Raw genomic sequence first — 23,449 nt, forward strand, 5'->3', positions numbered from 1 at the left:
GACTATTTACCCTCGCCCAGGCCATCGGCAATAGCTTGTCCGATGGCAACCAGTGCCGCATCCGCGTCGTCGCCCTGGGCAGTAAACTGCAGCTCATGGCCTTGCTTCACACCCAAGGCAATCACTTTCATCAGGCTCTTGGCATTCACGGCTTTGCCTTCTCCGTTCAGGTTGGCCACCAGAATGTTGCTGCTGAATTTCTTGGCAACACTAACCAGCATGGCACCCGGACGGGCATGCAAACCATGCGGGTTGCGAATTTTGAAGACTTCGGTGTTACCTTCCAGCGCTTCCTCTGTTAGCAAAGTCACTACCTGATCAGCCGCTGCGTTGAACAGCTTGCCTACTTGGTTCTTGAAAAGTAGCTGTGCCAAGTAGTTCATGTTATTGACATGGGCACCATTACACGCGGCGACGAACAAAAGACCTTTTACTGGAGTGCCTGCTTCTTCAAAAGATTCCGCTGGTGTAACAAATGACAAAGCCGTACGGCTCACGCCTTTATTACTTTTTGCCAACCATAGCCCTTGCCCTAGATGGGTCGCGCCCGAGGCAATCGCATCAGCCACCGTGTCGTTGCTTGCTGATTGGTGATTTTTCACCAAGCCAGCAGCTACCGCAGTCAATTGGACAAGGTCTGTGGCAGGAAAAGCAAGCTGTACATAACTTTCATCAAAGTCGGCTTCTAACTGCGCTTCTCCGTTTAAAATAGCGATCAGCCCCTCTGCACTGTCACTCGTCTTAAGCTTCTCCTCGACGCCATCGGCAGACAGCACTTTTGTCAGTTGCTTAAGGATACCCAGGTGCTCATCTGACTTCGCAGCAATACCAATCGCAAGGTAAACAGTTTTGCCATCGCCCCAGTTAACCCCCTGTGGGAAGTGATGAACCCGCACACCAGTCTCTTTCACCAAGTCCCGGGTGTCCGTGGTACCGTGTGGGATGGCTATACCATTACCGAGGAATGTTGAGTTTTGAGCCTCTCGGTCCAGCATGCCGTTAACATAGCCGGTTTCAACCAGACCTTGTTGTTCCAGACCAGCCGCAATTGCCTTGATTGCTTCTTGCTTATCCGTTGCTGATTGTTTGAGCTGAATATCTTTTGTTGAGAGTGACAGCATGTGTTTACTCCAGTTTCGTTAAACCTGGTGAAGGCCGTTGACCTTCTCTCCCCGTCTACACAAATATAAACCTGAATGACCAAGAGCCGACTGAATCGATTCAGCATTTGGTCAAAAATTAAATTTCAGCACAATCTAGTTCAAAATTATATCGCTGCTGAAACCATTCAGCTGACATGCTGAATGGTTTCAGCTAATATTGCAAACATGCCGGGGAGATCGTGCTTGAATTTTTGATCCGCCGCACAAAACACCACTGGTGTACCCAAGCTATTTGGGTATACCGACTTAGTATTCAGCGTATCAGCCTCTTTCTGTTCCGAATGCGAAGCAGTAGAATGGAAGGTGCCTGCCAACAGAAAATACAAGAAGCAGAATGAAGCTAGATGAAATAGCAAAACTTGCCGGTGTATCCCGCACCACAGCCAGTTACGTGATAAACGGTAAAGCGCAAAAATACCGGATCAGCGAGAAAACCCAGCAAAAAGTCATGGCTGTTGTCAATGAGCACAACTTCCGCCCCGATCATGCAGCCACCTCTCTACGGGCAGGAAGCAGCCGCTCCTTTGGCTTGATCATTCCTGATCTCGAAAACAGCAGCTATGCCAAGCTAGCCAAGCTTCTGGAAAGCAATGTGCGTAAAGCGGGTTACCAGCTGATCATCTCCTGCTCGGATGATGACGCAGAGACGGAAATGAAAGTGGCCGAAACGCTGCTGAGCCGCCGTATCGATGCCTTGATAGTGGCCAGTACCCTGCCCACCGATAATGACTTCTACCAACGGATTCAAAAAGGTGGAGTACCGGTGATCGCCATAGACCGAGCCATGAACGATGAAATGTTTGCCAGTGTAATCAGCGAAGATCTCGAAGGAGCATTTGATCTTACCCTTAGCCTTTTGGATAAAGGAGTAAGCAGTATCGGCCTGGTGGGTGCGGTACCTGAACTCGGCGTCTCCAAAGAGCGTGAACAAGGTTTTTTGTCCGCAATTCGCTCCTACAGCAGTCAAACGCAAAAGCCGGAAGCCAAAACGTTAATTGCCAACGGTGATCATTTTAGCCAGCAGCAAGGTCAGCAGCAGGTACAGAATTGGATCGATAATGACTGCATGCCGGACGCCATCCTTGCGACCTCCTATACCCTGTTTGAGGGGGTGCTCGATTGCCTGCTCGCCAACCCGGAGTTGATGCAAAAGACCCATCTCGCTACTTTTGGTGATAATCGCCTGCTCGATTTCTTGCCCATCAAAATTCAGTCGCTGCCGCAGCAGTTTGAACTTATCGCTGATAATGCTCTTGAACTGGCCCTGAATGCTATCGCAGGCCGGTACAGAACCGGAGTGGAAGTGATCCCACGAAAAATCAAGCGCCGCTAGTCAGCGGCCCGTTGATCTCGTCAGCCCAACCCAACGGGGTTGGGCAACTTTCCCATCGCAGGCGCTACGCCATATAGCGTTTCACCGCCACCTTACCGAGACGATACAAACGCTTTGCCTGCTTGTTGAACGCATCACGCCGATGCTCCATCCTGCGCCGATTGAGCTGGGTATTTACTCCTTCTTCGAAGGTGCTCAACAAGGCTTCAGCCAAACTGTCCATGTTATAGGGTTGCTCGTTGGGCGGCATCGCAACCACAACTGCATCATCCGGTGCCAATTGCATATTGTTAAATTCAAGCGCTGCCTTAATGGTCGTCGCCTTCGGTGACACAGGGGTTGATAAATCGTAGGGCGGCTGCCACTCCTGCACTGGTTGCAGGCGATCAACCTGATTGAGCACCATGATTATTTTGGGCTTTTTACGGCTGCGATTATCAGCCTGCTGATAATATTCATCAAATTGCTGACGCAATACCACATCGCTCTTTCTCGCGGGCTGGTTGGCTTTAAGTACCCACAGTACAATGTCACTTTGCACCATCTGATTGAGCAATTGCCTGTTGGTGGCCTCATGGCCATCAATACCCGGTAAATCAACAAGGTGAATGATGTCAATTCCATCAACATAGCACCGGTGGATGACCATACTGTCCGTTGACGGAATCGCGCTTACCTCAGCCACCATGCTGCCGACAAATGTATTGATCAGTGAAGATTTCCCTGCGCTTACCTGGCCGACGACTGCGACCCGAAGCGGCTCGAGCTCCTCGGCAAAATGCGCATCATCCGGTTCATGGCCCTTGAGCTCACCGTCTGCCACCTTGTACCGGCCGCTGTACAAGTCTATTGCCACCGACAAGACTTCCTGTAGCAGTACTTTTTTCAGGGTGAACTGGACCTCTGCGCTAACTTCATCGAATAGGCGTCCCAGCAGTTGCCCTCTGGCCTCAGCAATCAGTCCTGCCGGGGTCATGGCCCTGAATACCCGATAAACATCATAAACCTTTTTCGCTGCCCCCAGTTTGTCTTTGTGGTGGTAGCCTTGCTGGAAATACGACAGTTTTAGCGTCTCGGCAAAGGGCACGTGGTTGAGCAAAAAGTGGCGATAACGGTGGCTCACCTTTTCCAGCATCAACAGGAACTCTGGCGCGGTAAATGACAATGCCTTGATATCGCGTTCAGGGTAATACTGGCTGGCAACGGCCTGCGACAACGCGAGGGCATACCCCCTTAACGCAGGCCAGCTATCATCCTGTTCGAGATATTGGCCGATAGCCGGGCTGAGAGCGTTCCAAACCTCGCGGTCAAACTCCCCCCACTCTCCCGACGGGGCAACGTCATAATCACTCTCCAGCTGTATGGCCTCTTCAGAGCCATTACGCCGGAGCCGGCGCAACCAAACAGCGCCGGCAATAACGAAGCCTGACGAGGAAGCAATCAAAATAGATAAAAACAACCATTGGTCATCCTGGATGATCTTAAACAGCCCCCACCCGGCCAACACAAGCACCGGAATGATCATCGCGGCGAAAGCTAAAGGGGCCACCCCCGCCGAAAAGCGATTAAGCAGGCTGACACTATTGATTGTTTTTTTCATGATCTTGGCGGTTATCCATGTTGTCTGCCGTCGCCCTGCCCGCTTGGCTGGACTTTGCCTGTTTTAATGCCTGTTCAAACACCTGGCGAATATCTGTCTCATCAACCGTTTCTCCTCGGCTGATATGATATAAATACTTGCAGCCAGCACGGCCAATGGCATATGTCAGGGCGAAGCTGATGGCAACCGCGACCGCACTGCCGACTGTCTGTCCGTAAACCGGTATAAACTTTGCCAACTGCCTAAGCCCCAGCTTGGTGGCATATTTCAGGGCAAAACTGCTGCCAAGCAGGCCGGCAAACTCGCTAAAGCGTTTTCGGTTCCACTCAACACCGTACTGCCGTGCCAAACTGTGCAGCATTTTTCCCTGAAGGGCCGGAACAGATACCATGCCGACACCGGGCAGTGCATCCGTTGCCGCGGCACTGCCGGCATACCACATGACTTCTTGCTGCAGCTTGAGAAAGTTACTGTGCTCAGCATCAAGGTGCCGCTGCGCCTGCTGCATTAGGTGGATTATCGGCAACATATCGGCAAGTTGCTGATTCAGGGCCGATAACCCAAACGGCTCGCGACCGTGCGCCGCAACCATTCCTGCCGCATAAGCCTGGAAATCGACATTGACCGACATCAGAGTGGTTCCCCACACTTTCTCTACCTGATCCTGGTTATAGCGAATCGCCTGCAGACGCTGCTCCGGGTCGACAATCGACAAGCAAGCGGTATGAACGACCAGGACACTATCAATCCGGCCATCTTTGCGAATTTTCTTCAACGCCGACAGCACATCGCTCTGTTCGGGCTCTTCGGCCTTCATGACCACCAGAAGGGCATGGCTCTGGGCCTGACAGGCAGAGATATCCTCGGCAGGATCATAATCAGCTTCTGATAGCCCGCGGGTATCGAGAAAGCGCAAAACAGGGTTATCGGCTGGGAACGAATATTCCACGGCGGTTTGAGTGCAAGGCTGAAAACCATTGCCAACCTCGACCAGTTCATTGCCTGTTACTGTCGCGACCAAAGTCGACTTGCCCGCTCCGGTCTTACCCAGCAACCACAGCGTTGGCAGGGAGGATTCCCAGAGCTGGTTTGCGGCTTGCAGGCCGGGATCCTTGTCTGGATTAATGTACTGGTAGATATTCTTAAAAAACTGCTGCATGCCTCAGCCATAGCCTATTAATTGTCGCTCAATCAGGCCAATGGCAAGCAGTGGCATGCCTATCGCCCTGTCAAAAATTTCATGCCGGAACCGAGAATGTTTTTAATATTCACCGGTATAATGGTGACAATACCATATCCTTCTGAAAAGTTCGGATTTATAGACAAGTAATATTGAATATCCCTTTTGGTGCTGCGCTTAAACGAGGCAATCTCCTGCTCGCCATAGTCGACCGAACGTTGGACATAACAGAGGTGGGGGTGCCAGTCCGGCTCTCTGAACATCACAGTTTGTTGTAAGTAATCGAGGATCCGAGAAGCTGGCTCGGTCAATTGTGTATTCGCCTTGGGATACAGTTCGGGCAGGAACTTGGCCATCACGCGGTACATAGCAGGACTAATCATGGTATCGGCATAATACACCGGGGTCAGTGGATGGCGTATATAACACTTCGCCGCCTCAAGCAGAGAAAATGTCACGGTTTGGTTGCCATGACGCTGATCGGGAAGAAAACCGGCCGACGCTCCAATAATGATCGTTTCCTTACCACCAACATCATTTTTTTGGAAGGTCAGCAAACAATACCCCACCAACCTCACTTTGCCGTTATTGTCTTTTTTTCCAATGGCACCGTTGGTTTCTTGGGGAACTATGTCCGAGAATTGCTGGTAGAACAGCTTGAGTTTTCGCTCATAGGCATCAGTTCCCAAGAAATACTTATTGAAATAAGCATTGGGTTCAACCCCCTTAAAACAATGGGCAATCAGACCCAACAGCTGGGCCTCTTGCTCTTCAGTGAGCCAGTTATGGCTTTGGGTTAATGTCAGCGTACTTAGCTGTTTGGCTTGTGTCATTTCAGCATCCTTGCTTCTGTTCCATTAATCCTTAGAAGATTTCTCTTCCAATGGCTCTGAGGGAAGCTCATCCTCTTGCTGGGGCAGCTTCATCCAGGTTATAAATAACTCATACCAGATTGCCAAAATCACGGCCCCGATAAACAACCCGATAATACCCGCAGAGATCATCCCGCCAATCGCACCAATCAATATAACCGGCATGGGGATCTCCACACCTCGCCCCATCAACATAGGTTTGAGGATATTATCGGACAACCCTGCCAATAATACCCAAACAGTGAAAATTGTAGCAGGTGTCGTATCCATATATGAGAAAACATAAACAATAACGGGCAGTACTATCAACAAGGCCGGCAGTTGAGCAATGGCCAAAATGAACACAGCAAAGGTGATCAGCCCTGCCGCGGGGATCTGGAACACGAACATCGCTGCGCCAATCAGGATCGACTGAATGAAGGCAACCCCCACCACCCCGAGCAACACACTACGTATAGTCGCGGCAATCAAACCGGCCCACTCTTCACCATGCTTACCGACAACCCGTACCGAAACCTGCTTCACCGCTTTCGCCATTGCTTCGGAATGGGCCATAAAACCAGCCGCAATAAGCAAGGAGATAATAAACATCACCACGGTGGCTAAGCCACTACCCAGCGCTCCCGCGAACGCGCTGACCCCCGCTTTAATTTCCTCGCCGTAGCGCACCAATGCCTGTTCCATATTGGTGGCAAACAATGACCAGGTACTGTGGAGCTTGCCACCGATCAGTGGAATTTCAGCGACTCTTGCAGATGGACCCGGCAGCTTGACCGATTCGTTCTGTAGAAACTCGGTTAAACTGACAATGCCATCAAAAATCGATCCCATCACAATCACCAATGGCACGACCAAAATGGCAATACCGATAAGTGCTAATACAGTTGCCGACAAACCGCGCCGACCTTTCATCACCCCTTCAAGTTTAAGCGTCAACGGCATCAAGGCCACGGCAATAATCGCCCCCCAGAGAACTGGGATAATGAAGGGTTTGATAATCCCTAAAGTCCACCCGATCAGGATAATTAACAGCCCAATCCGAATAGCAGACTCCAGCATGTTATTGATAAATACTTTGCTTTTGTACTTTTCTAATTGTTTATCCATCGTTGTTTTCCTGATTGTTTTGGCTGGCACCGACCAGGCTGGCTACAACAATTGCCATATAGAACACACCAGCAATCGCTTCTAGATACACAATAACCTGAGCGACGGGGGTAATGGGGCTGATATCGCCGTAGCCCAAAGTGGTAAGGGTGACAAAACTAAAGTAGGCCGCATTGGACAAGTTATCGCCCCAATCTTTGGCCTCGAGCCCGGTGAAGGAGCCCGGAGAAAATTCCAAGATCAACAGGTAGGCAATAGCCCACATCAAGCCGAGGAGTAGAAACAGAGCCAGAGAACCGACGACCTTATTGTTGTCAATCGTGCCAGTAAACAATATCTGGCGCATAATCGACTTAAACGTGCCGAAAAAAAAGCACAGCATCAGGACCAGCATGGCAATATCGATCTGCCTGAAACCGAACAGCTCTTTGATAACCACCAGCACTACCCAGGCGATAAGCAAGCTCATCAAAAAACGGAACCAGCCCGAGTCAAATCGCAAGCTCATCAAACAGACCACAAAAGTCAACAAGGTGATAGCTTGCAGGATCTTATCTAACCAAGTGATTTGCAGTACTTGGTCAAGCGACGAACTGACCAACAGAATAATCAACGCGATCGTGAGGTAATAGAAATTATTCTTTTCGGTGATCTTCTTACCCATTTTGCCTCCTCATCCACCTATTGTGTCTGCTGTGAACCCGAATCCTGCTGCTCTTCCATCACCATGATTGATGCCGTCATGCCAAATCGTAAGTTCACCCCTTCAGGTAAGGCGGCCAATGTGATTTTCACGGGGATACGCTGCGCCAGGCGGATCCATTGAAAAACTGGGTTTACACTCGGCAACAAGTTATAGCCCACGGCACCATTTTGTGGTGCTATCCCCCACCCGACTGAATCGACCACCGCTTCGATCGGCTGCTCGGGATAGGCCATCAAGGTCACTTTGGCCTCGTCGCCAATCCTGATATTGGCCAGTTGGTTCTCCCGGAAATAACCGAATACCCAGAAACTGTTCACATCGACCACGGCAAGCAAAGGCTGATTGGCCACCGCTTGCGTCCCCTCGCGTATGTCCAAGTTAGACACATAGCCATCGACCGAAGCAAACACCTGGGTAAACTCCATATTCAGCCTGGCTGCGCGTAAATTTTGCTCGGCCACTTTGATTTGAATCAGCGACTCCTCGTAGGAAATTTGCCGGCGGGTAATGTCCTTAAGCGAGACCGCACCTCGGTCTTTGCGTTGGATATCAAGCAACCGGTCAAGCTCAATCTTTTTGCCCTTGGAACTTATTTTCGCCCGCTCTAACGAGGCCTCTGCCTGCGACAAGGCAACTTCATAGGTCGTGGGGTCAATTTGAAACAGCAACTCACCTTTGCGCACAAACTGATTATCAACGACAGCCACGTAGACAACGGGTCCGGATACTCTAGGTGCCACCTTAATGATATTGGCCCTGACCTGACCGTTTCGTGTCCAGGGATTTTCAAAATATTCTTGATATTTCTGGTAGCCCAAATAGATAGCACCACCAATAATGATGAGGTTCAGCGCAATAACGAATAGCTTTTTTATACTCTTCATATGCACACCTAAAATTGAATAAAATAAGCATCAATAGCAACGGTGTAGAGCACCGTTATTGCCAGAAATGTCATCGAAGGATAAGCAATTAACCGGGACAACCGAGTTTTATTGAGGATCACAACCGTTATCCAAGTCGCTATCACAGACAAGATGATGACCAGCAAAAAGGGTGAGTAATACACGTCTCCCCAGGACATTTCATGCGGCATTTCCATCTATGGACCTCCTGGGTATTGCTGCTTGGCCGGATCTATCGGCTCACCAAAGGGAGAGACCGCCTTCGGCACTTCACCGGGCGACAACACCGGCAATTGGGTGTCGTCTAGCATTTCGCCCCAGTCTGTCCGGCTTTCCATTTGGGATCGCAGTGCATCATTAAGATATGAACGGCCGGTTTCTGCCTCCCAGCCACCACCCAATGACTTGTAGAGCGCAACGACCTGATTGGCAACATTCCCCTTAACGATCGCATAGGCATCTTCACTGCGGGTCATTTTCTCCAGTGAATTTAGCAGGCGCTCGAAACTGATTTGGCCATTTTCGTACTGAGTCAGGGAGATATTGTAGGCGCGAACGGATGCATCAACAGAGCGGAAAGCAAGATCCTTCTGAACCTGGTTGAGCTGGTAAGACTCCAAAGCATTGGTTACTTCCTGTACCGCCAGCAAGACCTGCTTGTTGTAGTTGGTTAGCGTCTCTTGGAAACGGGCATCTTGGGCTCGGATCGCACTCTCTACCCGGCCATACTGGAAAATATTCCACGAAAAGGCAGGGCCAAGAGAAAGATTAAGCGAATCGCTGAAACTAAAGTCATTCCCTGCCGGAACGGTACTGTTGATGCCAATCACACCGAACAAGGAAAACTGCGGATAGAGATCGGCTTCTGCAATACCGATTTGGCTGCTCTGGGCATGGGCCTGCAACTCGGCCAACTGGAGATCGGGCCGGCGCAGCACCAAGTCGGCTTCGACCTGCGTATGGATAGGTGACGTTGCGGGGATCAGCGAAAACTGATCATAATCACTCGTCAGCCTACGGCTTCGGGTCGCGGCGTATTTACTATCAAATGCCGCGACTTTGGCATTCACCCAAGAGCTGTCTAGCAGCTCCATGGCTTGCTCCGGAAGGATCCCCAGCAATACCGCAATGGCATTGCGTGACTGCATCATACCGATTTTCAAACTTGGCAGTGCCGATTCGGTGTTGTATAGCTGGGTCCTTGCTTGCTGAACATCGAGCTCAGTAACATTACCTGACTCATACTGAATCTCGGTGATCCTTTCCACCCGGCGCTGAATTTCAATATTGCGCTCAGATAACAACACCCGCTCCTGAAAGGTGCGGTAGTTGATGTAGTTCCTGGCAACTTCAGCCGTGATGGTAACCAAAATATCGTGATAGGAAGCGATTGAGGCATACAAGGTTGCCTCTGCTGACTCGACACCGAGTGCGTAGCGCCCCCAGACATCCAGCTCCCAGGCAGCATCGAAGCTCAACGAGGCATTGTCGAAGGTGTTTTCATTCTGGTAGATTTTCGCCACGCTTCCCGACACATTCTGGCGCTGTGGATTCTGAAAAGATTCCGCCACGCCAAGTGCTGCACGGGCCTGTAAGATCCGCAGCCCTGCAGCCTCCAAATCCAGGTTTTGCTGGCTGGCCTTGTCGACCAGGGCATTAAGCACAGGATCATTGAACTGCTGCCACCAACGCGCAGTCACCGTCTTACTGTACGCCAGGTCCTGTGTTGACCACGATGTCGGCAATGTCGCGGGGGCCACCCCCTCAAATTTCGGCCCCAGCACCGTACAGCCTGACGTCACCAGCAGGGAAATCACTGTTAAGCAAACGCTGATCTTACCTACCAAGCTATGCCCCCTAAAACCGCTTCATCTGCAGCTCATCCCAAGCAATCTCATCACTTGCCTGCTTGCAGTTGAGCAACGACTGGAAAATATTTTTTTTCAAGTTTAGGAAGATATAAAAACCGGCGATGTCTGAATTCGAATACTTCTCCAATTCGAGATGCGAAAAATACTCATCCAGCCGCTCTTCCAACCGCTTATAGTCTTGCAGGAGATGATCGACATCCAACTTAGCCGCGTTCAATGAGTCTGCCTTCCACAAGGCAACAGCCAATACGGGAATGACGGTGTCCCTGTGGCCTTGCTTGGCCTCCACCAGCAGCGGGCTTTCATCTAACTGCTTACGTGCTTTGATGAAGGTCATCAGGTGGTGGTGGAATACATCGCATTGGGCAATGTACTGAGTGAGTTGCTCGGCTGTCAGTGATGGGTAGGGCTCGGTGTTAAATTTCGCTCCCCACACCTGTAATTTTTTCAGCGCCACCACCATAGTGGCAATGCGCCAAACCAGCTGCAGTTTCTGCCAAACCGACAGGTGGTCGACCTGCAGTAAGTGGATCACCCCTGCAGCATGGCGGAAAAATCGCTCGCGAAACACCAACACTAAATGTTCGGGGCGGCTTGAGAAAGGCAAGTAATAGGAAATCACGACTGACAGCACCGTCATATAGAACAGAGTAACAATCGTGAGGGTGATACCGAAGTGATACACCATGCTGTTGTCAATACCGAGGGTAAACATCCCCAGTAGAAAGAAGATAGTGATGGGTCCCTTGAAAATATAAAACCCGACGAAAGTATAAATGAAGATAAACAATGCCAGTTCCGAGCCGAGGGTCAGTTGCGGCAGCAAAAACACATAGGCAGGCACGGAGAACACAAACCCAAGAGTAAACAGAACAAAAAGCATCACTGGATGGAAAGGCAAAAAAGACAGGATAGAGACAAATAACGTACTGAAAATAACAAAGTTATAGCCACCAGGCGGGTTGAAATGGATCCAAAATGCCCCAGCCAGCCAATAGGTGACAAAAACCTTTACCGCAGACTTGGCATTCTCGGCATCCCACCAATTAAAATTGGGTTTGGCCTTTAGCGCTGGCAACTCGAATTCCACCGTCCCGGTCAACGAGTCGATACTGCTGATACAGCTCTCCAGTTTGGCGAGGCGCTCCCGCAGCTGATTCAACAGATAACCGGAGGATATCGCTTCCCCGCGGTATAAGTGCCCGGCCTGCTTCAGCCTTTCCCCATCATATTCTACGGCCGCCAGTGACTGCGGCGGATGGGCTTCCTGCTTCTCCCAGGCATCCGGCAACCTGTCGAATAGCCCAATCACCTCGGCACGCATTTCCTCAAAGTCACGGAGATAATCCACCGGGTGCCCCCCTGAGCGTGAATGGTCCTTCGCGGCAAATAAGAGCAATTCGGAAATTTGGCTGTATAACGCAACCGTGCCGTCCCACTCTTTTTTGTAGGCGGAAATCTCACTGCATTCACTGTTAAGGGTTTGGTACCGAGCTGCGAAGGCTTGCTGGGCTGCAAATACCGTTTTACTGAGCTCAGCCACCGTGGGAGGAACATCTTCCACCTTGGCTACCGCTGATTCGTCACCCGGCGGCGGTGAGCCGAGTTCTTGCCCGTCAGGGGGACTCTCTGACTCTACTTGGTGCGGCGGCTGGCTTATGGCCTCAAACAACGCTTTTTGTGCGGCGCTCAGTTCATCACCAAGGTGACGGAGATTCTGCTCTACCCTGGGGGGAAAGAGGAACACCCCGACAATGGTGTAAACGACCACACCAAATATCGTCATGAAGGTGCGATCAAGCCCATAAATAAAAGCACCTTCAGCATCTCCGCCATTGTACATCATCAGGATCATCACACCCGTCAGCATGAATAAGGTCGGATCGTTGAGATATGCTGAGCGAATATAGAAAACAACCACAACAACCAGGGACACGGCAACCATGTAGAGCAGCCTGTCCTGAGCAAAAAAACCGACGAGGATTAGCCCGATAATCCCTCCGGCAATAGTACCAAGTACCCGCAGTGTGCCTTTGGCCAGTGATTCGCGGCGGCTCCCCGTCGATGCAATCAACATTACGGTTGTTGCCGCGGTCGAAGGCTGAGACCAGCCCAAAGCCATGGGGATCAAGTAGGCCAGCGTCAGGCTGACAGCAACACGGAAGGCAAACTTGAACTTATCGCTCAAGCAAAAAGGCAATAACCAGTTACCCAACTGGAAAACCGACAGTCTTTGTTTAATACGGAGTAATTGAGTGTTGGCTTTACTCACGCGATACCCTTTTAATAATACGCTGCTTAATAAGGCTAGGTTATTTTGGGTAAAGCACAGAAAAAAATTGTCTTATTTATCGAACTGTTAGACTGCTTGAACAGCAATTGCAGGACTGAGAATCCCTTCAGAGATGGCGTAACTATTGGCAGGAAGGATGCAAAAGCCCCAGTTTTCACCGGGGCCTGTGACAAAAAGGATAATATCCTAGTTGGCAGGGTGACGGTCTTGTTTGCGATTAAATCAATTGCTGGTTATCGACGGTTCACTGGCCGACTCTGCTCGCAACAGTGGTTGCTGAAGGGCATTGACAGCATTGAGCAGCAGCTTAACCGCGGGCAGCATACGGCTTTCATCGATATCAAAATCACCATTGTGATGGCCTGCCGTTAAGTCCGAGCCAATCAGACAATATATCGCCTTACCACCGCGGGACTGCACGCGGTCAACCAAATAGCCGGCATCTTCACTGGCACCGAAATCTTTTTCTCTGAGTACGTCAGTAAATCCACTCTCCGGGCCAACAGACTCCAGCAATTCGACGAGCTCAAGATCGTTTTCAAGACCTATCGCCTCGCCTTGCGCGCAGAGTTTAACTTTCACCCCATGCATCATCGCCGCAGCCTCGGCAATGTTTTCCACCTGCTGGAACATATAGGAATTCAAGGCACGGTTCTCACCACGCGTTTCCCCCAGCAGTACCGCACTGGCTGGAATGACATTACGTCCATCGCCGGCATGCATTTGCCCGATGTTGATCCGAGTCATACCATCGCGGTGGCGTGGAATAGCCAGCATCTGGCTTACCGCGGTACAGGCCGCCGCAAGGGCATTTTGCCCAGCATTGGGCTCAATCCCAGCGTGAGCGGGTTTGCCCGTAAAATGAAGATCAAACTTTGAACTACAGAGGAAATGCTGGGGGTCACAGACTAAGGTCCCGCTTGGCACGTTCATGCCGATATGGGCCGCAAAGAAATAGTCCACATCGTCAAGCCAGCCACTCTCAGCAATGGCCTTACCCGCACGGCACCCTTCTTCTGCTGGCTGAAACAGTAATTTTATCTTACCGTTTAGCAGATCTTTGTTTTGTGCCAGTACTTCGGCAATTCCCAAGCCAATCGCAGCGTGGGCATCGTGTCCGCATGCATGCGCCACACCCGGTGCCAGTGAAGCAAAACCCAGGAACCGAGGACGATGGGCATCCTCTTCACTTTCCATGACTTCAACGGCATCGATATCAAAACGCAGCGCAATCACAGGGCCTGGCCGCCCCGTATCGAGCACCGCTCCAACCCCGGTAATGCCATCCATATGGGCCAGATAGGTAATATCCGCTCCCCAACTAATCGCCCGCTCTTGTGCCTGAGCAACCAGCACTTCATCGCGCCCCATAATCGAGGAGCGAAGAATGATCTCATCGCTGAAATGCAGCGAGTAGCCCAAGTTTTCAAGATGGCTAGCGATACGGCTCGTGGTAAAAAATTCCCGCCACGCGGCTTCCGGGTAGCGATGAAACTCCCGGCGATGATTCATTAAGCGCTGAGACAGCGTCTGTTCATCGAAATGCAAGTTACTTAACACCTATTGTTCCTAATAATCTTTTACAGGGCGCGGCTTCAATAGCCTGTCAGCTCCATAAATCCTTGTCCTGTATGGCTTCCTGTAACCCTTATCGGCCCTTCCCAATAAGAGAAGATGAACGGGAGCCACTGCTCCTTTCGGACCACATCCACTTTAAGTTTTATCCCCTTTGACGGCACATCTATTTGCCATGCGACGGGATGCGTTTTTCCCCCTTGGGTCGAAAATGTAACCGGCAGCAACTGAATGTCTTCCGCCGCCAGTGCCTCATTGTGGCCATCGGCCCTGCTCAGCGAGCCAAAATAATACGGACGGGTATCTTTTTCTCTGATCTGATACAGCATTAATGCACTTCCATCATCGAGATGGATAGCGAACCAGTCCCATCCCAGTTGATTTTCAGCCAGTCCGCGGCTACTCCACTCACGGTCAAACCAAGCATCACCGGTGACCTCGAAACGCTTACCGTCTAACTCTATACGCCCGTCAATTTGCAAGAAGGGGGCACTGAAGTAGTATGACGCAATATCTTTGGTCGCATGCTTCTTACTATAGCCCTGCTCGCCTTGCAACACGATATTACCGGTTTGCTGGATCGCCAATTTGCCGGCCATACCGCTGTCATCGGCGAACGACAGCACTCCCGGAAATGGCGAATCGGAGAAAGAGCGCCACTCCCAATTATCCAGCCATGCTCGGTAGGGCTGCCCTAGCACGCCCGCTTGTCCGATCCCTCCCCGGGCAAAACGCTCGGCAGCCCACACTTTATCTTTGCCGCTAACCACCAAATGGGCCATATACCGTTGCGGGCTCTCCCAACCGTGCCCCTCGCCAGGCAGCGAACGGGAGCGGAACAAGGTCCATTGAAAACCAAACTCCTCGCCATCTTCTGCTTTGAGGTTTGCCGTCAGGTACCACCATTCGGTTCTGAATTCCGGATGGGGTAAATGATCACGCGGAAACTGAAACTGATAGCCAGGCACAACCTGGGCAAATTGGTCACTGTCTTGCCCCACCATCATGGATACGGAACGGTTGACCTGGGCTTCTTCTGGCTCGCAGCTCAACAGTCCCAGCACCGCAACAATAGCGACAAGAGAGACAATCAAATACCCGCGCAGGAAATTTCTCCCCTTCATCAGAACGACTCCCTTAGTGACATGATTGCTGACTGCTTCACCAGCCGCCATACCGGCCACGCCCCGGCAAGCAGTAATACAACCAACGCCGATCCCAGTGAGAACAGATAGTTGGTAGGGAAATATTCGATTGGCATTGTCCAGCCGAAGGAGTACTTCAAAACAACATCAATCAGTAACTGAGCCAAGACAAGGCCAAGCGGCAAGGCTATCAAAGCGGTGAGCAAGCCAATCACGAGCAACTGCCCTCCTCCCAGCAACGCCAGTTCCCGGCCGGTCATTCCCATGCAGCGCAATAAGGCAAACTGGCGCAGGCGTGAAGTTTCCCCTGCCACCGTTGCAAAGAACAACCCGCACACGGCTACGACCAAGGTCAGTTTGCCAAGCGTTGCCGTGACGATAAATGTACGATCGAACACATTCATTGCCTGGAGCATCAAGTCGTTGTTGTTGCGTATTCTCTCCGGCGGCAAGCGGAACGTTTCGCCAAGAGAGCGGATTATGCTATCTGCCTGGGCATGATCGTCAAGATGGACCGCAAGGCTCACTTGCCCCTTGTGCGGCCAAATCGCCTTCCAGCGCTTCTGGGACATGATGACTTGTCCGTAGGGATTGCCGTAGTCATAGAACACACCGGCGACAAGCCACTGCTTGTTTAATGGCGGCGGCAGATCCAGTACCTGCCCCGGCTTGATATTTTGCTTCAGGGCCATCGACTCACTCACCAGAATGGCCCGCTCATGATGCAGTTTCTGCCAGTATTCAGGCATCGCGACTTTAACCGCAAGAGCTTGTTTTTCGTCTTCGGTCCCGCCAACACTGACAACCTGCAAGGTACCAGACTCAGATGGCAGCATCTTGCGCCACTGCCACCAAACTTGTTTCACTTCATCTTGGTTTTCCAGCCACTGGGTCATCCTCGGGGCCATATTAACCGACGGGCGAATATAGATATCAGCCGCCAATCGCTGCTCTAACCAGGTTTGGGTGGTATTCCTAAAACTGCCGACCATGGTTTCCATACCGATATTCGATGCCAGCGCCAGCATGAATGCCATTGCGGCAACGCCCCGATAACTCAGGCTGGCCGCCGCATCGGAAAAGAACCAGCGCAGGCGAGCCGAGCGAACCACAATCCCCAACACACGGAATAGCTGCCACAACAAGAAAGGCATAGCCAGTGCCGAGGCAATCAGTATGCAAGCTATCAGGACAAACCCCGCTTTTTGGCCATGTGGCAGTTGATAGGCCGCGATAGCCGCCCCGACGAACATGCACGAGAACACCGCCTGAAGGGCAAACTCTCGGCCGCTGAACCTTACCAGCGACATACGAGTAGCCAAACGCGCAGGCTGACTATTAATCAGGCGTACCAAAGGCCAACCACAGGCTAGCAGGCACCCGCCGACGGCAATCAGGATCGAGGCAGCCCCCCACTCCCATTGCCAGCGAACCGCCAGGCTCACATTGGCCCCGTAGAGGTCATTCAGAGTTTGGGCCACGGAAGGAAGCAGCTTTTCTGCCAGAAGCAGGCCCAAAAGGTTCCCTCCTATCAAGCCCACGATAATCCATACCACCAGCTCCAAGCTCAGCGCCTGAATCAATTGCCCCGAAGAAACCCCCGCTTGACGCATTAACCCGACCAGTGGCTGTCGCTGGGAAAAAGACAACGACATTGCCTGATAGAAAATAAACAGACCGACCACGAAAGCTAACATGCCCATTGCCAGTAAGTTCAAGTGGAACGCATCCGTGAGCGGCTCTAGACCGGCAGTTTCTTGTTTCTCTAACTTGAGCGCAGTTGGCAGCTTATCTTCCAGTCTGCTGAGGGTTCGCGGGTTCAAGTCCCCACAAAGAATCGAGCTAAGCCCTGAGCTGGGCTGCAGCTGCCTGAGCAAGGCCATATCCGCAATTAACCGCGGTCCCTTGATACGCTCTTCACTGACGACTTGGAGCGGGCCGATGGACTTTCCAGACTCCAGTTGCAAAATCTGGCCATCCTTGAATCCCATATAGTTGGCGAGCTGCTCACCCACCAGCACCGGATATGGTGGCTGCATCAGGGACAGGATCTGTTGCTGGTTCTCGCTGCCCGGTACGGTATTGTGGCGGAAGCTGGAAAACAACGCGATAGGATCGAGGCCGACAAGCTCGAGGCTGCGCCCGTTGTCAAGCGTAATGCGCAGCTCATCCATCGGCACGCATTGGCTAAAACCATCACGACGAAGCTGGACATAAAACCCCTGGGGAACTTTTAACGCCGGCTGGCTGTGACGAATGCGATACGGAAAAGGATTGGAAAAAAGGAGTTCACCATCGCGGTAGCTTTCACGCGCTTGCTGATTGACGCCCATGACCCCAACCAAGAGGGCAATACCTAATGTCAGTCCCAACCAAACAAGGACAATTTGAAGAGGGTGACGCTTATAATGCCCCCAAAGCGCTTTAGCTACGGGGCTTGACATGTAACAGTCCTCCCTGCAGGCGAATGCAGCCGTTCATATGTGCGGCGACCTGTTTACTGTGGGTAACCAGCAGCAAAGTACAATCCAATTGTTTGGTCAGGTTGATAAGCAAATTAATCACCGCGGCGGCATTTCGCTCATCCAGGCTACCGGTAGGTTCATCCGCCAATAGAATTTGCGGCTCCATGTAAAGGGCCCGGGCAATCGCCGCTCGCTGCTGTTGGCCTCCCGACATTTCCTCCGGGTAACGCCCCAGCAGCGGCATCAAATCCAAGGCGGCAATAATTTGTCGCCACAGCGCTGGGTTTTCTTCCAGCCCCTTTAGCTGGCGGCAGAAACGAATATTGTCTGCCGTCGTGAGGGTTGGTAGCAAATTAAATTGCTGAAAAACCAAACCTATATTGTTACGACGGAAAGCCGTTCTCTCTCGCTCCGAGATAGTATGGATAGGCTTATCACCGAGCCATACCTCACCGGAATCAACACTATCTAGCCCAGCAATCAGGTTAAGCAGGGTACTTTTTCCCGAGCCACTCTCACCCATCAGCGCCAGTTGCTCACCTTGCTTTAATTCCAGCTCAGCACCTTGCAAAACCGAATGGTATTCATCACCATCCATATATCCTTTGCAAAGGTTGACCAGTCGTAACATTATAATCCCCAGTTATAGGAAGTGTTTGCCCTGAAATTTACAGCAAACCAATTGTTCTATAAAGGCCTTTAATGAACATAGAGATAAAACACACCTATTACGTTACATCCGCTCTACATTTCCTTTAAAGCCCCTACATGCCCCTCACAAAATAGCGCCGCACAACCGCGATTGCTGTTGTATATTTTTATTGTATACCTTTGTTTGATAGCCAGTCTTTGATTCCACCTCATTTAACTGGCCAATTACCCGCTACACGGAGCAGTAGTATATGGATAAAACAATTTTAGTTGTTGGCGCATCGGGTTACATCGGCAGTCACCTTGTGCCCGAACTGGCCTGTGCAGGCTATAGGGTCAAAGCCACATGCCGCAACTTGAAATTGTTAGAAAAGCGCGGCTGGCAAAATCTTGATAATGTCAGTTTACACCAACTCGATCTCACCGAGCCAGCTGACCTAGCCCCCCTGCTGGAAGGAGTCGAAAGTGTTTTCTTTCTCGTCCATGGCATGAACCACGGCCACGACTTTATTGACATTGAACTGCAGGCTGCGAAAAATTTCAGCGCCGCCCTTAAACAATCAGATGTCGAGCGAGTGATCTATTTGGGCGCTTTGCAACCTTCAGACGGCAAACCTTCCGAACACCTTTTAGCCCGCAAGGCGACAGGAGAAATTCTAAGAGAAAGCGGTAAACCAATTACCGAGCTGCGTGCGGGGATCATCGTTGGCCCCGGCTCTGCTGCCTTTGAAGTGATGCGCGATTTTGCCTTGCATTTCCCCATCCTTATTACCCCCAAATGGGTCTACTCCAAGAGCTCACCGATTGCACTGCGCAACCTGCTGCATTACCTCCTTGAACTACTCAACTTCCAGCCTACCCGCCACCAAATAATGGATGTCGCTGGCCCGAAAAATATCAGCTATGCCAAACAGCTTCGTACGATTGGCTTTCAGGCCGGGAGAAAAGTCAGGATCTTGCCCCTGCCCTTTCTGACCCCAAGGTTCGCCGCCCGCTGGCTTCGCTTGGTAACATCCGTACCCACCAATATCGCAAAAGCCTTAATCGGCGGACTAGGCCATGATTTACGCGCCAACGGCTCTGCGCTGCAATCGCTGATCCCCCAGCATCTGCTGAGCTATGACGAAGCCGTGGAAGAAAGCCTGGCACACGAGAACGAAGTTGTCCGGAGTGATATCTGGGGGTTTGACCCGGACGCGCTCGCTCGCTGGCAACCCGGTTTTGGTTATTACCCCAAACAAGCCGGATACCATTTGAAAACCAACGCCACTGCCGAACAACTCTGGCGGCAAATTCTGCGGATGGGCGGGAAAGAGGGCTATTTTTATGCCAATTATCTGTGGTGGATCAGAGAGTGGATGGATTGGGTTATCGGTGGCGAAGGGCTGAACCGCTACCGCCGGGATCCCGACCATCTGGAGCTGGGGGATAAAATTGACTCCTGGAAGGTGATCAGTATCGAGCCCAACCGCTTTTTGTCGCTGCTATTTGGCATGAAGGCTCCGGGGCTTGGCCGCTTGGAGTTTACCATTGAAGATAAAGGTGACCACCGCGAAATCGACATTCGTGCCTGGTGGCACCCAGCCGGCTTCTCCGGCTTGCTCTACTGGTTTGCCATGATGCCCGCCCACCTTTTTATTTTCCGGGGAATGACCCATGCCTTAGTGGAGCGCTGTCATGCAAAGGCACAGGAAGGGAAAACCGAGACGATATAATCAAGCCGATGGCTTATAGCAAAGACAAAAACGGGAACCATTCGGTTCCCGTTTTCTTATGCAAACAAGCGAGTTACTGCTGAGCTGGCAACTCCGGCAAATGCGTGCCGGCATTGCAAGGGAACAGCTTGAACTCGCCATGGTATTTCACTATCGATTTGTAATCTGTCACTTTGTACAGCAACAGGCCTTGAGCATACGCCAAATCAATAAACTGACGGGTGTCGCCACGGACAAACAGTGACAGCGGCTTAACCATTTCACCGCTGTCATCAAAAGCGGCGGCGTACTGGGCCGAGCAGACCACCAACGAAGCCTGGCCATCAGTGTGATGGGTAACCTTGCGGTTCACTTCATATTCGGTCGTCACCAACCAATCATGCTGCTCCAGCTGTCCGTAAAGTGCTTTGAGCTGAGAGTCATGCAGCGTTTGGGCATGTAGTGTACCCGTTACTTCGCCGTCTCGAGGGATCCCCTCGTAGCAGGATTTGATCTGTTCAAACTGGCTCTTGAGCTGAGCGTTCTTGCCCATACTGCGCGCCTGCTTCTGCCAGTCAATCAGCGTCTTGGCAACCACATGATCATAACGCTGCTGCTTGATGACCTTTGTCACCCAGGCATTGAGATACAACGTCTCGCTCACTGGGTTCTTCGGTGTCTTCCCGGCTTGCTGAGACTCCGTCAGCTCTTGTAGACCCTGCGAGACAACCTTATAAATTTCTTGATAAAACGTAGCCATCGATAACCTTTATGCTTCTCGTGAAAGGAACCAATAAAACAAAGCTGAAAGCACTGCACAGGCAGCCATTGTCAGCGCCATAGGCCACGGCGTGTTGTTGTGCATCAGGGCAACCAGTCCGCCAACCACGGTACCGGTACCAAAGCGCAAGGTTCCCGCCAGTGATGACGCCGTGCCCGCCATATGCGGATAGCGAGCAAGCAGACATGCCATGGTATTACTGCCGATAATTGAGATGGTTCCGACAAACAGCATGACAGGGATCACTACCCCCCACAAGCCCAAGCCGAGCAGCTGGCCACAAACCAAGCCAATACCGGCGATTAACTGCACAGTCAGGCCAAAACGTAACATCCAGTGCGAGCCGCGTTTTTTCACCAAGCGGCCATTGATGCTGGTCATCAGAATCAGGCACACCACATTGAGGCCGAACAATAGACCGAAGTACTCGGTGCTGACGTGGTAGATATCAATATAGACAAACGAGCCCACGGTCAGGAAGGTGAACATACCGGCAAATGAAAAGCCGCTGCAGAAAACCAGACCTACAGCCACTGGTGTGATCAGCATTTTTGCATAATTGCGCAAGGTCGAGCCAAGGTGAAACGGCAACCGCTTCTCCTTGGGTAACGTTTCCGGGATCTTCGCAGTTACAGCGAAACCGATTACAACCGCAAAAAGAGCCAGAACCCAGAAAATCGAGCGCCAGCCAAACCATACCGCCAGAAAGCCACCCAGCATCGGGGCGACCAAAGGTGCCACCGTCATCACCAGGGTAATGAACGACATCATGCGAGCAAAATCTTCACGCTCGAACATATCCCGCACCAAGGCTTGGATAATAACCGCCGCGGCGGCACCTGCGAAACCTTGCGCGGCGCGGATCCATGTCAGTTCTATAATGTCCGCAGACACAGCACAGAATACAGCAGCGATAGCGAAGGAAATAATGCCGACAATCAAAATGGGCTTGCGGCCAAAGCTGTCTGCTAACGGGCCATGAATTAACTGGCCAATCGCAAAACCGGCAGTATAGGCGGTCAAGGTTGCCTGTACCAAACCGGGGTTTACCATCAAATCTTTTGCAATAGTCGGCATCGCCGGGAGATACATATCGATCGCCAGCGGTGTCAGTGCCCCAATAGCCCCTAGAATAATAATGAGTTGAATACTTAGTTTTTGGCTGTCTGTCGCAGTCATGTGTTCTCAAAGTGCTGGAAAAAGTCAAAGACTTATATTGTACGACGAATTAACTGAATACACTCTTTCCCTCTAGGAAAGAGTGAGTTTCTATCATGTCTTGTTGCAGAATGCGGGAAAATTAAAGAAAACAGAGGGATAACTCGCATAATCCCTCTTGTAATAGGCGTGAGTAAAAGCGTTACTTGGTAAAAGAGGCCACTTCTTCTGGAGTCAGCGCCCGGTATTCACCCGGTGCCAGATCCTCATCCAGCTCCACGCTACCAATCTGCTCACGGTGTAAGGCCTCGACCTTATTGCCAACCGCTGCAAACATACGCTTCACCTGATGGTACTTACCTTCAGAAATCGTGATCAATGCCGCTTTCTCATCCAAGATCTCCAGCTTAGCCGGGCGGGTCAACTCTTTCTCACCGCGTAACTGCACGCCTTGGGCAAACTGCTCCACCGTTTCAGGTGCGATAGGATCGGCCGTTTCAACGTAGTATATCTTCTCGCAGACATGGCGAGGTGAGGTAATGCGGTGGGACCACTGGCCATCGTCGGTCAACAGGACCAAACCGGTTGTGTCACCATCGAGTCGGCCAGCAACATGCAGCTTTTCCGGGCTCACGACATCCAGCAGGATGAACACCGTAGGATTAAAATCATCGACATGGGAGCAAACAAAACCCGACGGTTTGTTCAGCATAAAGTAACGCGGACCATCAAAACACAATGAACGACCGTCGAACTGAACATCGCAATCATCGCTGACTTTCTGGGCGCCGTTCTTAACAACCTCACCGTTAACTTCAATTAGTTTGTTTTTTAATAGTTTACCGGCTTCTTTACGGGTAATTCCAAGTGTTGTGCTAAGAAACTTATCAAGCCTCATGGTTGGCTCCAGATGGTACAAAAACGCGTATCATACCAAGTCTGGCGCCCTT

General features: G+C 51.3%; 19 protein-coding genes. 2 read left to right on the forward strand and 17 right to left on the reverse strand.

What is annotated here, in order from left to right:
* Nucleotides 1–2: 2 nt before the first annotated feature.
* Entirely contained in the window at nucleotides 3–1,121 is a 1,119-nt protein-coding gene (gene fruB / locus PTW35_RS10225) for a fused PTS fructose transporter subunit IIA/HPr protein (protein ID WP_281024896.1), read from the reverse strand.
* A gap of 376 nt (nucleotides 1,122–1,497) precedes the next feature.
* Here fruB and cra point away from each other — a divergent pair, with 376 nt between their 5' ends.
* Complete coding sequence (gene cra / locus PTW35_RS10230) at nucleotides 1,498–2,496, forward strand: catabolite repressor/activator (RefSeq protein WP_044623494.1); 999 nt, start codon at nucleotides 1,498–1,500, stop codon at nucleotides 2,494–2,496.
* A 64-nt stretch (nucleotides 2,497–2,560) separates the two neighbouring features.
* Here cra and PTW35_RS10235 read toward each other — a convergent pair whose 3' ends face one another.
* The 13 genes from PTW35_RS10235 to PTW35_RS10295 form a co-directional block, all read right to left on the reverse strand.
* A complete protein-coding gene (locus PTW35_RS10235) occupies nucleotides 2,561–4,096 on the reverse strand; it encodes a GTPase (protein ID WP_281024897.1) in 1,536 nt (511 codons plus the stop codon).
* Nucleotides 4,077–5,255 carry a GTPase gene (locus tag PTW35_RS10240; RefSeq protein WP_281024898.1) on the reverse strand — a complete coding sequence of 393 codons (1,179 nt, stop codon included), beginning with the start codon at nucleotides 5,253–5,255 and terminating at the stop codon, nucleotides 4,077–4,079. Before PTW35_RS10240 ends, PTW35_RS10235 begins: the two co-directional genes overlap by 20 nt.
* 59 nt (nucleotides 5,256–5,314) lie before the next feature.
* Nucleotides 5,315–6,109: a hypothetical protein gene (locus PTW35_RS10245; RefSeq protein ID WP_281024899.1), complete on the reverse strand. Its 795-nt coding sequence runs from the start codon at nucleotides 6,107–6,109 to the stop codon at nucleotides 5,315–5,317.
* Nucleotides 6,110–6,133: 24 nt separating this feature from the next.
* Complete coding sequence (locus PTW35_RS10250; protein WP_281024900.1) at nucleotides 6,134–7,255, reverse strand: AI-2E family transporter; 1,122 nt, start codon at nucleotides 7,253–7,255, stop codon at nucleotides 6,134–6,136.
* Entirely contained in the window at nucleotides 7,248–7,919 is a 672-nt protein-coding gene (locus tag PTW35_RS10255; RefSeq protein WP_281024901.1) for a potassium channel family protein, read from the reverse strand. Before PTW35_RS10255 ends, PTW35_RS10250 begins: the two co-directional genes overlap by 8 nt.
* 17 nt (nucleotides 7,920–7,936) lie before the next feature.
* A complete protein-coding gene (locus PTW35_RS10260; protein WP_281027482.1) occupies nucleotides 7,937–8,836 on the reverse strand; it encodes an HlyD family secretion protein in 900 nt (299 codons plus the stop codon).
* 17 nt (nucleotides 8,837–8,853) lie between these two features.
* Entirely contained in the window at nucleotides 8,854–9,057 is a 204-nt protein-coding gene (locus tag PTW35_RS10265; protein ID WP_082008569.1) for a DUF1656 domain-containing protein, read from the reverse strand.
* A 6-nt stretch (nucleotides 9,058–9,063) separates the two neighbouring features.
* Nucleotides 9,064–10,713, reverse strand: coding sequence for a TolC family protein (locus PTW35_RS10270; RefSeq protein WP_281024902.1), 1,650 nt, complete (start codon nucleotides 10,711–10,713; stop codon nucleotides 9,064–9,066).
* A gap of 10 nt (nucleotides 10,714–10,723) precedes the next feature.
* Entirely contained in the window at nucleotides 10,724–13,009 is a 2,286-nt protein-coding gene (locus PTW35_RS10275) for an FUSC family protein (protein WP_281024903.1), read from the reverse strand.
* Between the two features lie 243 nt (nucleotides 13,010–13,252).
* A complete protein-coding gene (locus PTW35_RS10280) occupies nucleotides 13,253–14,590 on the reverse strand; it encodes an amidohydrolase (protein ID WP_281024904.1) in 1,338 nt (445 codons plus the stop codon).
* A 35-nt stretch (nucleotides 14,591–14,625) separates the two neighbouring features.
* A complete protein-coding gene (locus tag PTW35_RS10285) occupies nucleotides 14,626–15,729 on the reverse strand; it encodes a lipocalin-like domain-containing protein (protein WP_281024905.1) in 1,104 nt (367 codons plus the stop codon).
* Complete coding sequence (locus tag PTW35_RS10290; RefSeq protein ID WP_281024906.1) at nucleotides 15,729–18,194, reverse strand: ABC transporter permease; 2,466 nt, start codon at nucleotides 18,192–18,194, stop codon at nucleotides 15,729–15,731. The genes PTW35_RS10285 and PTW35_RS10290 overlap by 1 nt, the downstream gene beginning before the upstream one ends.
* On the reverse strand, nucleotides 18,175–18,846 hold the full coding sequence (locus PTW35_RS10295) for an ABC transporter ATP-binding protein (protein WP_044623505.1): 672 nt from the start codon (nucleotides 18,844–18,846) through the stop codon (nucleotides 18,175–18,177). The genes PTW35_RS10290 and PTW35_RS10295 overlap by 20 nt, the downstream gene beginning before the upstream one ends.
* Before the next feature lie 271 nt (nucleotides 18,847–19,117).
* Here PTW35_RS10295 and PTW35_RS10300 point away from each other — a divergent pair, with 271 nt between their 5' ends.
* A complete protein-coding gene (locus PTW35_RS10300; RefSeq protein ID WP_281024907.1) occupies nucleotides 19,118–20,581 on the forward strand; it encodes an SDR family oxidoreductase in 1,464 nt (487 codons plus the stop codon).
* Nucleotides 20,582–20,654: 73 nt separating this feature from the next.
* Here PTW35_RS10300 and PTW35_RS10305 read toward each other — a convergent pair whose 3' ends face one another.
* The 3 genes from PTW35_RS10305 to rsuA all read right to left on the reverse strand — a co-directional run bounded on the left by PTW35_RS10305 (nucleotide 20,655) and on the right by rsuA (nucleotide 23,397).
* Nucleotides 20,655–21,320 (reverse strand): DUF2913 family protein, encoded by a 666-nt coding sequence (locus PTW35_RS10305; protein ID WP_281024908.1) that lies wholly within the window; start codon nucleotides 21,318–21,320, stop codon nucleotides 20,655–20,657.
* Nucleotides 21,321–21,329: 9 nt separating this feature from the next.
* The gene (locus PTW35_RS10310) at nucleotides 21,330–22,520 is read right to left on the reverse strand and encodes a Bcr/CflA family multidrug efflux MFS transporter (RefSeq protein ID WP_281024909.1); all 1,191 of its coding nucleotides are present in this window, start codon (nucleotides 22,518–22,520) and stop codon (nucleotides 21,330–21,332) included.
* Between the two features lie 181 nt (nucleotides 22,521–22,701).
* Nucleotides 22,702–23,397 (reverse strand): 16S rRNA pseudouridine(516) synthase RsuA, encoded by a 696-nt coding sequence (gene rsuA, locus PTW35_RS10315; RefSeq protein ID WP_281024910.1) that lies wholly within the window; start codon nucleotides 23,395–23,397, stop codon nucleotides 22,702–22,704.
* Between the last annotated feature and the right edge of the window lie 52 nt (nucleotides 23,398–23,449).

The sequence above is a fragment of the Photobacterium sp. DA100 genome, from assembly GCF_029223585.1.
Classification (GTDB): domain Bacteria; phylum Pseudomonadota; class Gammaproteobacteria; order Enterobacterales; family Vibrionaceae; genus Photobacterium.

Coding starts and splice junctions, on each gene's coding strand:
- PTW35_RS10285 (WP_281024905.1), bottom strand. CDS start 15,729: ATGAAGGGGAGAAATTTCCTGCGCGGGTATTTGATTGTCTCTCTTGTC.
- PTW35_RS10295 (WP_044623505.1), bottom strand. CDS start 18,846: ATGTTACGACTGGTCAACCTTTGCAAAGGATATATGGATGGTGATGAA.
- PTW35_RS10235 (WP_281024897.1), bottom strand. CDS start 4,096: ATGAAAAAAACAATCAATAGTGTCAGCCTGCTTAATCGCTTTTCGGCG.
- PTW35_RS10250 (WP_281024900.1), bottom strand. CDS start 7,255: ATGGATAAACAATTAGAAAAGTACAAAAGCAAAGTATTTATCAATAAC.
- PTW35_RS10300 (WP_281024907.1), top strand. CDS start 19,118: ATGGATAAAACAATTTTAGTTGTTGGCGCATCGGGTTACATCGGCAGT.
- PTW35_RS10265 (WP_082008569.1), bottom strand. CDS start 9,057: ATGCCGCATGAAATGTCCTGGGGAGACGTGTATTACTCACCCTTTTTG.
- rsuA (WP_281024910.1), bottom strand. CDS start 23,397: ATGAGGCTTGATAAGTTTCTTAGCACAACACTTGGAATTACCCGTAAA.
- PTW35_RS10240 (WP_281024898.1), bottom strand. CDS start 5,255: ATGCAGCAGTTTTTTAAGAATATCTACCAGTACATTAATCCAGACAAG.
- fruB (WP_281024896.1), bottom strand. CDS start 1,121: ATGCTGTCACTCTCAACAAAAGATATTCAGCTCAAACAATCAGCAACG.
- PTW35_RS10290 (WP_281024906.1), bottom strand. CDS start 18,194: ATGTCAAGCCCCGTAGCTAAAGCGCTTTGGGGGCATTATAAGCGTCAC.
- cra (WP_044623494.1), top strand. CDS start 1,498: ATGAAGCTAGATGAAATAGCAAAACTTGCCGGTGTATCCCGCACCACA.
- PTW35_RS10310 (WP_281024909.1), bottom strand. CDS start 22,520: ATGACTGCGACAGACAGCCAAAAACTAAGTATTCAACTCATTATTATT.
- PTW35_RS10245 (WP_281024899.1), bottom strand. CDS start 6,109: ATGACACAAGCCAAACAGCTAAGTACGCTGACATTAACCCAAAGCCAT.
- PTW35_RS10255 (WP_281024901.1), bottom strand. CDS start 7,919: ATGGGTAAGAAGATCACCGAAAAGAATAATTTCTATTACCTCACGATC.
- PTW35_RS10305 (WP_281024908.1), bottom strand. CDS start 21,320: ATGGCTACGTTTTATCAAGAAATTTATAAGGTTGTCTCGCAGGGTCTA.